The organism is Gottfriedia acidiceleris (assembly GCF_023115465.1).
GTDB classification, from domain to species: domain Bacteria; phylum Bacillota; class Bacilli; order Bacillales; family Bacillaceae_G; genus Gottfriedia; species Gottfriedia acidiceleris_B.
In genome coordinates this window covers 1,416,184-1,430,596 of the sequence record NZ_CP096034.1, presented here as the reverse complement: position 1 = coordinate 1,430,596, position 14,413 = coordinate 1,416,184, and the positions used below count along the sequence as shown (strand labels likewise).

Sequence of the window (14,413 nt, the reverse complement as noted above, 5' to 3'; positions counted from 1 at the left end):
TTTCACACGACCACTTATTTTCGCACTTGCACTTCCCCATCCCCACGATTTAATAATAGTTAAGTGAATTTAATCATAGGAAATCCTCCTACATTTTCTTTTTAGATTAGGTTGATTAAATCTATTAATCTTAACTGATTGGATGGTCAGTGGATAAGATCTCTGTCATCGTTCAATTCCCTAAGTCTCTTCTACCTTAATCAACATAACAAAACTCCCTTAAAAGGGAGTCTTTTTAATATATAATAACGTATTTTTACTCAGGTACATATATCTTTTGTAATGGCAATAATGAACGTGTTTCATTAGGCATTTTTTCATACCAATAAACTATTAAATTTACTAATTCTTCTAAATCGAGTAACTTAACGTTGTTTTGTCTCGCTACCTCTTTTGCTTGTGATGTAAATCCACCAGTGGACAAGAATAAAGCATTAGCATCAATCGGGTGAGCACCAAGCAATTGCTGAATTTCTGGTGAACCAGAGGTTGACTTGCGATGTTTTACTTGCACTTTAATAATTGGTTTCTCAAACCCAAAAGCATCCTTATGGGCTAATATATCTACACCACCATCAGGACCTTTGGGGCTAACTCGAACATTGTAACCCATGGCTTGTAGTAACCCCGCTAACAAATCTTGCATAGCCCACGGATCTAGTTTATCTACCTTGTCTTGTACCATTGTTAATGCCTTTTGTACAAAATCTTCTTTAATAATCTCTTCTTCCTCTTTGTTGTCATCAGAATCAGTAGTTGGTTGATTCCCCTTTACTATCGCTTCCAACTCAATTCCCCAATCGTCAACTCGAAATACCGTAAGGACAGATCCCAGAGTATTTCTAGCACCTTGTGATAAATTATCCCTAGGAATTTGTTTATCCTCCCATATAACTTCAATAATATTTGGATAATAGTCACCTACTACGTTTACATCAAATCTATGTGCTTTTTTAACCGTACCAATCAAATATTCTCTTTTATCTCTTGCATATGTAATTACACGGTCTCCTTCTTCAATTTCCTTACTAAAACGCCAAACCTGACTTGCCCAGTTTATACGAGCAGCAGGTTTATCTTCCTCGTATACTTTATGTGCTTTTTGTATTAATACATCTCTAGATGAAAATAGTTTTGGATTACCCAAATCTGCCCAACCAATTGATACTACATTTTTCTGCTTCCAAATTGGTATTAACTCGTTATTATCCCCTGCACGTACCATCCACCATTTAGTCAAAATATCTCCCCCTAATTAAAACAGAAATACAAAAATAAAATCATTTACCTTCTACAACATGTTTCAGTAAAATTCTTTCTTTAAATCCACCACGATCTTCCTTCTTTTGAAGTCGAACTCTCTCAATTTCCTCAATAGTAATACCTTTCGTTTCAGCTAAAGCATAAATCACTTCCAAAATATCAGCAATTTCCCCTACAGTTTCTTCAGGTGTTGCATTATAGAACTCTTCAAGTTCTTCATTTAACTTTTCATTTAATTTTTCTATGTATTCTTTTTCACCCAGGACTTCTGTCTCATATGTACTTCCGGATTTGGTAATAACTGCTGGAATTTTATCTCTTACTAATTTGTTATAATATTTTATAGTCATAAAGTACTCTCCATTTCCAAAAATAAGTATTTATAGTACACACTTAATTGTAGAATATATTAATTTAAATAGTAAAGGGGTTAATTTTTTGAATATTTTTACAGAAGAGTTTCCATCATTGGAATCTTACTTCAGATCTGTTATTCTTTTTGGAAAGAATTCAGCAAGTTATAAATTTGCATTAGCTAAATCTTTAATAGAAATTTCAGAGAACCATAATCAAAATACTTTCATTCCATTAGAAGAATTATCAATCCCTTTTTCTAAATACATTTGTGAACATTTAAAAATTAATGATAAACAAACTACATCTTCTTCAAGTCGCTTTTTAAATGCATGTAGGGAGTATAATAGTGGATCAATAACAAAAGATGATTTAATCCTTTTAACAAAAAAATTAGGTTTCGAAAATGTTTTGGATGCGTTCCATAATGTGAATCAACAAAACATTCCGGTCTCATTTTTTGAAGTAAAAAAAGAGGGTAAAAATAAAGGTATTATCCTAACTGACGATTTGTTTCACTTAAATGAATCAGCACAGCACCAAAATTTTGGTCATGAAGTTGAAGCAAGATGGAGACTTGTTGAAACAGCTTGGTCATTAAATTTAAGTCCTTCATTATTAAATGTTCATTTTGATGATCAATCCAAAATGTTTTTTATCGATGAAGATAATACACTTAAACGAATAGATGTAACTTCATCAAGAGATGCCTTAAATGGTTATCAAAAAGGGAAGTGCTTCTATTGTTTTAATGATATTACAATTGATGAAGGATCTGAGAGTTTGGCGGACGTTGATCACTTCTTACCATATACATTACAACGCGAACTACCTATAAATTTAAATGGTGTATGGAATCTAGTACTAGCGTGTAAAGAATGTAATCGAGGAAAAGAAGGAAAATTTGCAAGAATACCTGAAATTAGATTTCTTGAAAGATTGCATAAAAGAAATGAGTTTTTCATCGAAAGTCATCATCCATTAAATGAAACTTTGAAGAACCAAACGGGCAAAACTACTCCTACAAGAATTGCATTTTTACAAAGTATTTATAATGAATGTTCAAGTTTATCTGGAAATATTAAGTGGAAACCATTAAATGAACATGAACCTGCTTTTTAGAACTATCAATTTAATAGGGATGATTAATCTTTAATCGTTCGTAAACAACTTAATATTCTAAAAGTAAAAAACACTCTAAATAAAAAATTTAAAGTGTTTTTTGTTATGCCTTCATAATTTATAAAAAATATGTTTTTATTGATTTACACATCTGTAATGTACTAAAGTATTAACTCAGCTACTTTTTGTTTCTTAATCAAATCTTTAATAACATGTTCGATTCTTTCAATTTCACCGGAACGGTTTTTCCACCAATTCCTACTCCAAATACGTTCAATTTTCCATCCTCTATCTTCAAGGAATTTTTGGCGATAAACATCTCTTTCTTTAGCACTTGGTGAGCTATGGTACATAGCTCCATCACATTCAATACCAAGAAGGTATTTAGAAGGATCATTTGGATCAACAATTGCTAAATCAATACGATATCCTGATAAACCTACTTGAGTATGGACTTCGTATCCTAGTTCAACTAACATATCATAAACTTGAACTTCAAACCCTGAATCAAAATGTAATGCTGGTGAGCTAACCATAGTGTTGCTTCCTTCTTGAATATCTTTTAGCGTACTTGTAACTAGATCTCGATTGTTTTCAGAAGTAGCCTTAGCATATTCAAGATATGCTTTTAATAATTTCGGACCTCTATTTTTAGAATTTGATACATCAAGTTCACTTGGCTCAATACTTGAAACTACTAGGATTTTTTCTTTTGCACGACTTACTGCTACATTTAATCTATTTTCTCCGCCAGATTGACTTAAAGTACCAAAACGATTATAAACTCTACCATTCTCTCCTTTAGCATACCCAATTGAGAAGATAATTACGTCACGCTCATCACCTTGTACGTTTTCGATATTTTTTACAAATATTCTTTCATCCAAATCACGTGATTGTATTTGATTATAGATCACTTCAAATTCTTTATCTGTTTCAGCAAGTTTTTCAATCTCATCTAGTATTTTTTCTTGCTGTTTAGCATTAAAAGTAATGATTCCAACCGATAAATTTGGATAGGTAATTATTTGTTTTTTAAGTTCTGATACAACAAATTGTGCCTCTATAAGATTCGATTGGTTTATCCATAATCCATCGATTTTTTTCCAAGTTATTGCAGCAGGTTGTTTTAAAGGTTCAACGTTTGGTGCAATTTGAATATTAGAATTATAAAAAGCATAATTTGAAAAATTAATTAATTCCTCAGACTTAGATCGATAATGCCATTGTAAAATGCTTTCTTGAAAATGACGCTTAGACAAGTTTAGTAAGCTCTTTGATTCCTCAATCTCACCCATTGTTTCATCATCTTCATCTACCTCCATGCTTCCTTGGAATAAATTAGATGGTGGTAATTGCATTTCATCTCCAGCAACAACTACTGTTTTCCCTCTATAGATAGAAGGAAGTCCATTTTCAACTGTACATTGAGACGCTTCATCAAAAATAACACGATCAAATAAACCTTCAGTTAGAGGTAAAATTGATGATACAACCTCAGGTGACAATAACCAAACTGGTAGTAATTCCGTTAGTCCTTTATCTGAAAACTCTCTTACCAATTTTCTTAATGGCCATAACTGTCGCTTTTTAGATGTTTGATGGCTAAGCTCTTTAATCGCTTTACCAAAGTTTAATTTAGTTTCTTCGATTGAACTTAATAATTTATTTTGAAGCATAAGTTTACCAATATTTCGTTTTTGTTCGATTAAATTTTTCAATTTCTCACGAATTCTATTAAACTGCTCTGTACTAATCGCTTCAATTATCGGATGTTTTCTTTCAATTTCATCAATCCAATGTAAATAAATCGAATCTTGTAGAGAATCAATCCATTCTTTTGCTAGATTATTTTCTACGAAAGGTACTTCTTTAATGGCTAGTTCTATTAATGAAATTACTGTTTCATCCTTATCATGATAAAAACGGTCCATTCTTCTTAACTCTTCAAAGTCTGAGAAAATATATTCATGCATTTTTTCAAGCTCAATTAATGGTATCTTTCCATCATTAACTAGCTTTTCCATACTTGTAATCCAATCTTCAGCTACATATGGAATTAAATTTTTTAACTTCGACATAAATTTTTCTGTTTCTTTAGAAAGGTCATAAAGCGTTTTTAACCATTGCTTTAATCTAATCCATTCTTTTGAACTTGTTCCTTTAAACTTATTCCCCTCTAATAGCTCTTCAATAATATTTTTTCCAGTAAAAGAAGTCCAAATCCATAATCTAATGTTCTTAAAAGAGCGTTTCTTACTATCATCTAGATCCTCATAAATCTTCTCAATTTTTTCTTGAACTAATTTTGCATATTCAGGAGTAACAAAATTTTGTTCAAACTCGTCTAATTTAGAAACAGTAATTTTTGCGCTTTCAATTAAATCATTTAAAGTATCTGTCATTATCGATTGATCTTTTAACTCTAAATCCTTAAAACTCTTTCTTTGTTTCCATGGATAACTTTCATTTCCAAATCTTGCATAATATTCCCCGTAAGTATAAACCTCCGCAAGAATATCCTCTAAATTGTATCTACTCAATTTATTTAAATAAGGTTTAACATTAACAAGGCGCTTCATTTCATCCTTTGGTTTAGAGATACTATATAAATCATACGCTCTATAACCAAAATCCTGCACTTCAAATAAAGCCTTTGAAATATCATTTAACTGGCCTTCACTCATTCTTAATTGGGAACTTACAAACTCAAATTCTTTTTGGTTTGAATCGTTTATTTGAATAGGTATATTTATCAACTGTTGAATCTTTGAATATAGTTTTTGACGGTCGTTCTTCTCATCATGTACTAGAGCTGCAAACTTGGATAAACCCAATCCATCAAGTCTTTGATTTACTACATCCAATGCTGCTCTTTTTTGACAAACAACTAATACCTTTTTCTTCTGATTAATTGCATCTGTAATTAAATTAACAATAACTTGAGATTTTCCCGTCCCTGGAGGACCATGAACTACTAAACCCTTTTGGTTTCTAGCTAATTGAAGAATTTCTTCTTGGGAACCATCTGTAGGTAATAAAAAAACTTTATCTCGTTCATCAATATTTTTTTCTACTTCTTCTATAATCGGTGATAATAATGAATCATTTATAATATTTTCGTCTTCAAATAATAATTCAGAAATAAACCCTAGATCACCATTCTCTTCCAGAATAGATTTTAATAAATCATAGTCTTTTATTACTGCAGAATTCCCTTGAGGAAAACAACCTAGTACTGCTAAACTCTCAAGTGCAATTTCTCCATCATTTAATTTGGGAATGTCTTTTAATGTATAGTTTTGAAATTTTTGAATTAATGTGTTTTTAATTGGAAAATTATAATCGAATTCTTTAAACCATTCATGAAGTTCTTGAATTGAAGTAACATTAGAAAAATACTCTTCATCTAACATTTTCTCTTCTATATTAAATTCATTTAGTTTTTTTAAGGCTAAGAACAGAGTCCTATTAATTAATTTTTCTCCTTCACCTTTAACTAGATTCCAAGTTAAACCGTTTTTTTCTAACTTGATCGGGTATAAGAAAACAGGTGCTCTAAAAAAAGTACCATCCATCATTTTTCCAGTTAAGAATGGATAGCCTAAATATAAATCATACATTCCAGTTTCTTCTTCAATCCCTTTTAAATTACGGTGTAAGGTAGTTAATTTATGTGAAAGAAGCATTTTCTTTTCATCATTTATATCTCTTTTAAATAATAAAATCTCATTTTTCTTATTCTTTAAAATATCATCAAGAAGAGAAGAATTTTGATTCTTATCTTGATAAACAGATTCTAATTCTGTTAAATCAACCGCCCATTTATCTGCTAACTTCATAAGGCGAATTGAGCGGTTACGTTTACTTAAATCACTCAAGCGATCCTTCAAATAGTCCAGTTTTTGTATCATTGCTGTCAACCTTTCAAAGCTTTTTCATACATTTTATTTTTCAACAATTTTACTTATGTCTTTACTATAAATTAAATGTTCTATCTACTATATTAACCTTCGATTTAAATACAAATACAAACTTAAAAGCATGAGTACGATTCATTATCGAGCCCATGCTTTTAATTCTAACAAAAATGATAATAAAATATTACACTTAAATATTAATTCTCGTTTTTAATTATCAAATTTCAAAATGAACAGAAATTACAACAAGCCCAAAACGTATAAAAGAGAATTAAAGTGGGAAACTATTGTCTTTCTTGACAATCCTAAAGAAGTAGATGAATTTGCGGCAAAAGTGCCTTTTAATAAGTCGAATCTGTTTCAGTTGGCTTTCATTGATTTGTAAAGAAGTTTGAATAATTATTAGCCAGGTGCTTATAAATTCCTGTACTAAAGCTTCCTTAATTCTATATTTTTTCTATTTTCCGACCTATTCAAATACAATAGCTGTTCATTTTTGCTTATCCTAAATAATAGTAGATGTTTTCTGGTTATTCCATTAACGATTCTATAACTTTTAGAATTTTTTCGCTTTTAACAATTCCTTATTATTTTATTTTTTCTATTTCAAAAATATTTTCTCGATGAAAATTCATATAATTTGATTGTTCTTCATTCATTTGAATCATATGATTTTCGTTTACATTTAAAAATATTTTAGAATTCTCGTCTAACTCTCGTGAAATTATTATCTCCCCATTTAGGTTAAAACTTATAAACCCTCGATCAAAAAGTTTATCGTGGTTTGGACAAAATAAAAATCCATTATTTGGATCTAACTTTTCTATATCATTCGATTTACTCCATGGTTTTATGTGACTAGCGATTAAGAATTTTTCATTTGAAACTCCACACAATTTACATTTTCTTTCTATTTTTAATAGTAATTTTTTGAATATGGATTGACCTACTCTTTGTTTAATGATCTGTTCACGTTCTGTTTTTTGAATATTATATGGTAAATTACTTTCGACCTCAATGATAAAGTCCTTCGTATTAATAGAATTAATATTAAAAGAGCTGTTTCTTTGTTCAATAACGTTTAAGAGAAATTCAGCAAGTTGGTTTGAGACTCTAAACAAATACCCCGTATTACCACGCCCCACTTTATTAAATGGGGCATATTTATCGTCTTGTTTATTTAATATTTCTTCCATAAACTCTTTATACACAATAGGATACTTTAAATCGTGATATGTACAATTAACATACCAACCATCTTTCTCCCATAAATCAACTTGATTCAGCTCTTTAGGTTTTTGCATTTCTTTACAATTTTCATTTGCTACAATTATCGATTTCATTTCACCATTATAACTATTAAAGATAATATCACCTTTTTTAATAAGCTTCATATCTTCCCAATGATGAAAAGTTTGACCTTTTCTATTTTTTTGAGGAGCCCATAAGAAGGCACCTTTTCTTTCTTCTAAATAACTTTTATTTTGAAACACAAAAAAATAATTCACAAATATCTCCATTCTTAGCTCTTTAATTTAAAGATTTCTAGTTATGTTTATTTTATCCTTATTGACGAGTATTAATTCTAATTAATTTCATAATAATCAGTCAAGATATAATTTATAAAATATACTAAATATTAAAATTATAAAACCTTTAAAAATAGTGAACTAAGGTAGATTACAGTGTTTTATTCACATCCGTTTTTCAATACACAGAATTATTCATATTAATAATAAAAATATGTTATTTGTAATAAATAAATAATAATAATAAAATACTCAAATCTTATATAATAACACTCCATACTTTTTTAGTATCACACTATCATCAATCTATTCTCGTTTTTAATCTAATTGTTTATCCATTTCTTTACTGTTCATTTGAATTGAATTTATTTTTTTGATTTTTTTCTTAGAATGAGTTAGAAGCTCTCAAAAATATGCTTAATAAAATTCAAAAAAGGAAAACCAACATATTGATTTTCCTTTTTATCTTACTTTTTCAATTTTCAAGGTAACAAACGTATTCCAGGTAACTGTTTATCTTCTTCGATCGTTTCTACTACTTCTTTTGGCACCAGCCCATACAAACTATATACTACTCTTTTTAATTTTTCTAAATCATCATTGTATAATGCTTCTCTTCCCATTTGAATAAAATTTTCTGCTGCATTTTGATCTGTATAGGTACCAAAATTACTAATGTAAATAAAAAGGTCCATCCAATAAGCAGGATCTTCTCGTACAACATGAGACTGTAAATCTTTTAATTGATTAGAATATTTTTCAATTAATCGATCATTTTTAAATTCTGTAGCTTTTATTAGGTTTTGTTTTAAAAAAAGAAAATTATTTGATATGGAAGTATCATCGAATTCGAATACTAAACGTTCTGTTTCTTCTATTAAATTTTCTATTTCTTCATCTTTAATTCCTCCAGAAGAAGAACTGATTCGATTATTATTGTCCATTTTTAATTTATGAAGTGGAATAACAATGCAATCTTTAAAACGTGTTAACTCTGCCATTGCCAAATCAGCACTATTTCTCATTCTTTCTATATTTTTGAAAAATTGATTAGCAAACTGTTCAAGGGTTTCATCGATTTTTGATAATTGTAATGATTCATTTTTTAGATTACTTAACAGAAAATCTTCTTGCAGATTGAAAATATCTTCATAAGCACTTTTTATAGAAGCTTCTATCGAATCTGTAATAGTATTAGCTCGATTTTTTTCTGGGAAATAGATATGTGTTTTCGAGAATACTTCATTAAGCCTCGGTATAAACAATTCCAATCCTATCTCTCTTGATTCTGAAATGCTTATAGTCACTTCAACTTCCTCATTTTTTGGGAGCAATGAAGAAAAACTTCCACCAGTAATTTTCATTGTAAAAATTAGAGTATTGACTGAAGGGTTGTCTAAAGTTTCACCTTCATAAACTCGTATACTAAAAAAAGTATTTTCGTCATTCGGAAGTAAAGTATTCGTTACAAAAAACTTTCGAGTTACACTTAAAGGAAGGACTGAATTCTTTTTAAATATAGGTTCTAATTTCGTTTTCATTCCCCCTTCATCTGTCTCAATTTCAATAGAAATCGTATGAGGTAAAGGCGGATTGGCAGGCTGTAAATAATTATAACTATGTCTTATTTCTATTAAAGGATTGTTAACTTTGGCCAATGTACCTCTATTATCCCTAACTTGAAGAGTAAATATATTATTCTTGTTTTCTTTTACAATCACATCAATCTCAAAATATCCCGTTTCTATATCAATTAACGGTATCCAACCTGAATTCCACGATCCATCGGTCATTGATAACATTACTTCTTTTATGTTTGAGGTGTTTTTGAAAGTACCGTAAACAGTTCCATTCAATGTAGACATAACATTTTCATATTCAAAATTTACATTTATTGCGTCATTATTTGAATAAACAGGTTTATTATCTGATACATTTGATATTTTTGTTACAGATGCATACATTGCAGCCCCTGCAGCAACTACAGTCAACGGATTTTGAGAATAATCAATTTCTGTATTAAATGTTTGTTTTAATACTTCTCGAATATAAGGAATTTGAGTAGGTCCACCGACTAATAAAATCCTATCAATACCACTCCATTGTAAGCCTATATCATCAATAGCCTTATTACATAATCTTATGCATTTAGGAAGAATAACTTCATCTAAAATACCATGTAATTTCTCGTTCTTAATAGTCCCTTGAAGCAGAATTGGTTCTCCATATTCTTCTTCATATTCATCATCGTCAATTTGAATATCAAATTCCACTTTAGAATTTGTAGTTAATTGTATTTTTATTTCTTCTGCTTCGTAAATTAATCTACCTAAAATACGATCATGCAATGGAGATCCTTCTTCAATTTTGTAACCAGATTCTATTAAAGCTGGGAACAAAATTGTTTCTACAAGTGCTCTATCAATATCTTTTCCGCCTAAGAAATTATCACCTTCATGGTTTAATACTTGTAGTTGACCATCCATTGATGAAACAATAGCTACATCAAATGTACCTCCACCTAAATCAAAAATTAGCCACGTCTTATCATGTAGTGACTGATCTGTTCCATACGCAATTGCTGCGGCAATTGGTTCTTGTAGCAAATGTACATGTTCAATACCTGCAGATTTTGCTGCTTCAATAGTCGCCTCACACTGGATGGTATTAAAAGCTGCAGGAACAGTAATTACTGCTGAAGTAACATTTTCACCTGTAAGTGTAGTTACATTATTTGCAAGAGATTTCAACACTTCTGCGGATAGCTCTTCAGGGGTAGCAGAATAATCCGCTAACGGAAAATATTTTTTTTCGTGTAATCCCATTAGTCGTTTAAACTCTATTGCTACATTTTCAGGTTCAGTCACTAAAACATTATAAGCTTTATATCCTACGATAGTTCGTTTTCTTTTACCGTAATAAACTGCAGACTTTGTAACAGCCATTTGTTCCTTGTTTAAAAAAACTTTCAACTCTTCGTTTTCCCATGTTACAATACAAGAATTCGTAGTTCCCAAGTCAATTCCATATTTTAAATATTTGGTTTGCATGTTTGCCCCTCGATTCTTTTATTGGAAATGGTTACAACTGCTTGTTTTATTAATTGCTTCTTATAAAAGATAGCAGGATATACTGTATCACTAATATAAAACCTTTCACTTTCTTCGACATTTTCAGTGTGAATAACATTAACAGCTAATCCCGTATCGAATATTTCACCTGTGAGATCTTCAACAACTATATTCTTTATTTTTAAGAACTCTTCCAATTTTCTAATAAATCTGATGCTCATTGCACTACTTTCAGTGTTTGAAACATGTTTATTTAATCGCCATATCTCAGTTCCTAATTCAATTAACTCAGAAATCGTAATTTCTTCAAATTCATTTTCCATAGCTACATCACCTCAATTTAAAGAATTATAATGATGTACGTATTCATTATATAAATCTTTTGTATCATTGTAATCTTTAACTAAAGATTTATATTTTTCCACATCTGCATTATATGAATTAATTTTATTTTCATAATCATTCCTATCAACTTCAATTCCATTATTTATATCTGTTTCTATACTATCAATTTCATTATTTTTCTGTTCCATTAAATAATCTAAATCATCTATTTGTTGATCTATATCGTCTAATTGCTCTTTAGTTTCTTTTAATTTTTTTTTCAAATCCTTTTGAGTTGTAGAATCTTGGATTATTGTAGAATTCTCATCATTTGAGGTTGGATCGTTACTTCCATTATCCGAAAATATGGAAGAGCAAATAATTAATGATAGGATAATTAGAAATATAATGCCACGAATGCCTAATTTATCGTACAATTTAACAAACATATTTTTATTTTTATGCTTAACTAAACTTAATAAATATTCAATACTATCCAATAATTCATGATTTTGTACATATTTGACTGACTGTATTAGGTAATTTTCGGCTATACCTAATTTATTTAATTCAATAGCTCCACAAGCAATTTCATATAGACATCGTGCTCTGTAATTTTCTATTTTTTTTCTTTTTTCTTGATCACTTTTATATTTTTTCATGCATGATTCATAATGAATTAGAAACTCTTGTTTATACATCTGTTCAATTTTACGAAATAATTGTTCTTTTTCTTTTTTATTTAATGACATATAATTTGATTCAGATGAATTGTCATATATACTTTTTGCACATTCAAATATCGAATAAAGACTATTTAATAGGTTTTCACTTTCAAGTTCATACAGTTCTTCCTGTATTTTATTTAATTTCCCCACAATATTATTTAATTCTAGAGAATTTTCGTTGAAATATTCCTCTTCAACTATATGTTCTAATAATTCTTTATATATTAAGTGTTCATTTGCCCAAGTAAAGTGTATAGCTATACTATTTAAAACGTTTCCAATAGTTTCATTACAACACTCTTGAAAATAATTTAATTTAATACCTTTTAGATTTTGTTTTAGTATTATATATATTGGTTTCAAATTACTTTTATATATTGAAAAAGCGTTTTGACATAAACATAAATTACTTTTAACATCAATTTCGACGTCTTCTCTTTTATCTACATTACTAATTATCTTATATATTTCTTCCGCTGTCTCCTCAATATAATTAACACAATGTTCAACAAACTCCTTAATAATATCCTCCACGTCAAACTTTAATGATACTAATACCTTAAGAATTGAAACTAAACTATCTTGATTTATCTTATTGTCTTCTAAAGACATAGAAACCGTAAATGATGATTCAAGTTCTTGCTTTAGTTTGAGAAAGTAATTCTTCGAGCTATTAACAGTCTCTTTCATTTCACTACCATATGTGCTAAAAATTTCTGGAATTTTTTCGGTTAATACCTTGTGATAACTATTCAAAAAATATATCCACTTTTTCTCATTTTTAGGTGAAATACCTTCTTCACTTAATAGATATAGACCATACAATACATAGTCATGAAAAGATTCAAAAGAAGTACTACTATTGGAAGATTGAATAAATACTACAACTTCCTCTAAGTTACATTTAGATATTTCTAAGTAATTAAACAAACAAAAAAAACGATGTCTAGTTCTATTATTATTTTGAATCAACATGTTTTTTAAGTGATTTAATCTAGGAAGATCAATAACATTCCCATAGGGATCTTTTAGTATACCCAATGAGGCTCGTTTTTGGTACTTGGTTAAAATTCCCTTTAATTCATCTTGAGAAACCCTTGGATCTAATTTTAAGAGGAAAAAAGGATTATCAAACATCGCATTTTTCAAATAATCATGCACTCGATTATTCAATTAACTCACCTCTTTATTAAACAATTTAATTTATTAAAAGGTAATAAAGTCACCTTATCTTTGTTTGTACAAAAATAAGGTGATATTTTAATCAAATTATTTAACTTGAACTTTTTGACTTCCTATTTGGATATACCATTTACCTTTAGCAAATGCGTCTTTAGAAATCTCATAAACTTCAGTACCAGTTACAGTAATCCCTGGGTTTAAATCTGACAATATTTTTGAATCATCAATTTTTGTTTCTACTGCATATGAGCTACTAGCATCAATATCAGAATCATACTTAGTACCCTTTTCATCTACCAGGTTAAGAGTAGGATAATCGAAGACTCCAACTGGCTCATCAGATACATTCTTCATTGTGTATTGAATTGCCACAAGAACTCCACCTTCAGATGCCTTTTTGCCATAATACTGATCTCCAACTGAATGTTTCTCTTCGACTTTTGATACTTTGATTTCTAATTGATCATCTTTAACAATATCTCCAACTTTGAAGATTTTTTCTTTCTTTTCAACCTCCACTTTTGAACTTCCATTTGTAGTTGTAGCTCCATCTCCGCCACCGCTTAGAGCACTACCAATTATCGAAACAACAATTATGGCACCTAAAGCCGACATGATTTTGTGTCTTCTAAACCAATTACGTTGATCTTTACCACAATGCACACATTTCTTAACGCCTTTCGCAATTTCCTTACCACAAGTTTTACAGGCTACTAATCCTGCCATTTGAATACCCCCAAATTATTATTGTTCTATATTTTGTTCCACGAATTTCAAATCACATCAACTTGTTACAAGTTAATTAAAACATGTAACCAAGCATTTAACCACTTACTATTCGCTGAATTATTTCTGACAAGATTGTAAGAAAAAAATTATTTTAAAATATCTTTTTTAAACAAAAAACAATCTAATATTTT

9 protein-coding genes are annotated in these 14,413 nt (G+C 29.4%); 1 reads left to right on the top strand and 8 read right to left on the bottom strand.

Going from position 1 to position 14,413, the window contains the following annotated elements; translation table 11 throughout:
• Positions 1–256: 256 nt before the first annotated feature.
• The gene (locus tag MY490_RS06655; protein WP_248268520.1) at positions 257–1,240 is read right to left on the bottom strand and encodes a restriction endonuclease; all 984 of its coding nucleotides are present in this window, start codon (positions 1,238–1,240) and stop codon (positions 257–259) included.
• A 40-nt stretch (positions 1,241–1,280) separates the two neighbouring features.
• Complete coding sequence (locus MY490_RS06650) at positions 1,281–1,613, bottom strand: pyrophosphohydrolase domain-containing protein (RefSeq protein ID WP_432707040.1); 333 nt, start codon at positions 1,611–1,613, stop codon at positions 1,281–1,283.
• 88 nt (positions 1,614–1,701) lie between these two features.
• Between MY490_RS06650 and MY490_RS06645 the strand changes: the two genes are divergently transcribed.
• Positions 1,702–2,739, top strand: a complete 1,038-nt coding sequence (locus tag MY490_RS06645) for an HNH endonuclease domain-containing protein (protein ID WP_248268519.1) — start codon at positions 1,702–1,704, stop codon at positions 2,737–2,739.
• A gap of 161 nt (positions 2,740–2,900) precedes the next feature.
• Here the strand turns inward: MY490_RS06645 and MY490_RS06640 are convergent, their stop codons facing one another.
• The 6 genes from MY490_RS06640 to MY490_RS06615 form a co-directional block, all read right to left on the bottom strand.
• The gene (locus MY490_RS06640) at positions 2,901–6,653 is read right to left on the bottom strand and encodes an AAA domain-containing protein (protein WP_248268518.1); all 3,753 of its coding nucleotides are present in this window, start codon (positions 6,651–6,653) and stop codon (positions 2,901–2,903) included.
• Positions 6,654–7,246: 593 nt separating this feature from the next.
• Positions 7,247–8,167 carry an HNH endonuclease gene (locus MY490_RS06635; RefSeq protein WP_248268517.1) on the bottom strand — a complete coding sequence of 307 codons (921 nt, stop codon included), beginning with the start codon at positions 8,165–8,167 and terminating at the stop codon, positions 7,247–7,249.
• A gap of 503 nt (positions 8,168–8,670) precedes the next feature.
• Entirely contained in the window at positions 8,671–11,238 is a 2,568-nt protein-coding gene (locus tag MY490_RS06630; protein ID WP_248268516.1) for an Hsp70 family protein, read from the bottom strand.
• Positions 11,220–11,582 (bottom strand): hypothetical protein, encoded by a 363-nt coding sequence (locus tag MY490_RS06625; RefSeq protein ID WP_248268515.1) that lies wholly within the window; start codon positions 11,580–11,582, stop codon positions 11,220–11,222. The genes MY490_RS06630 and MY490_RS06625 overlap by 19 nt, the downstream gene beginning before the upstream one ends.
• Before the next feature lie 12 nt (positions 11,583–11,594).
• Positions 11,595–13,484 (bottom strand): hypothetical protein, encoded by a 1,890-nt coding sequence (locus tag MY490_RS06620; protein WP_248268514.1) that lies wholly within the window; start codon positions 13,482–13,484, stop codon positions 11,595–11,597.
• Between the two features lie 96 nt (positions 13,485–13,580).
• Positions 13,581–14,219 carry a DUF4352 domain-containing protein gene (locus MY490_RS06615; RefSeq protein WP_129688286.1) on the bottom strand — a complete coding sequence of 213 codons (639 nt, stop codon included), beginning with the start codon at positions 14,217–14,219 and terminating at the stop codon, positions 13,581–13,583.
• Positions 14,220–14,413: the final 194 nt, after the last annotated feature.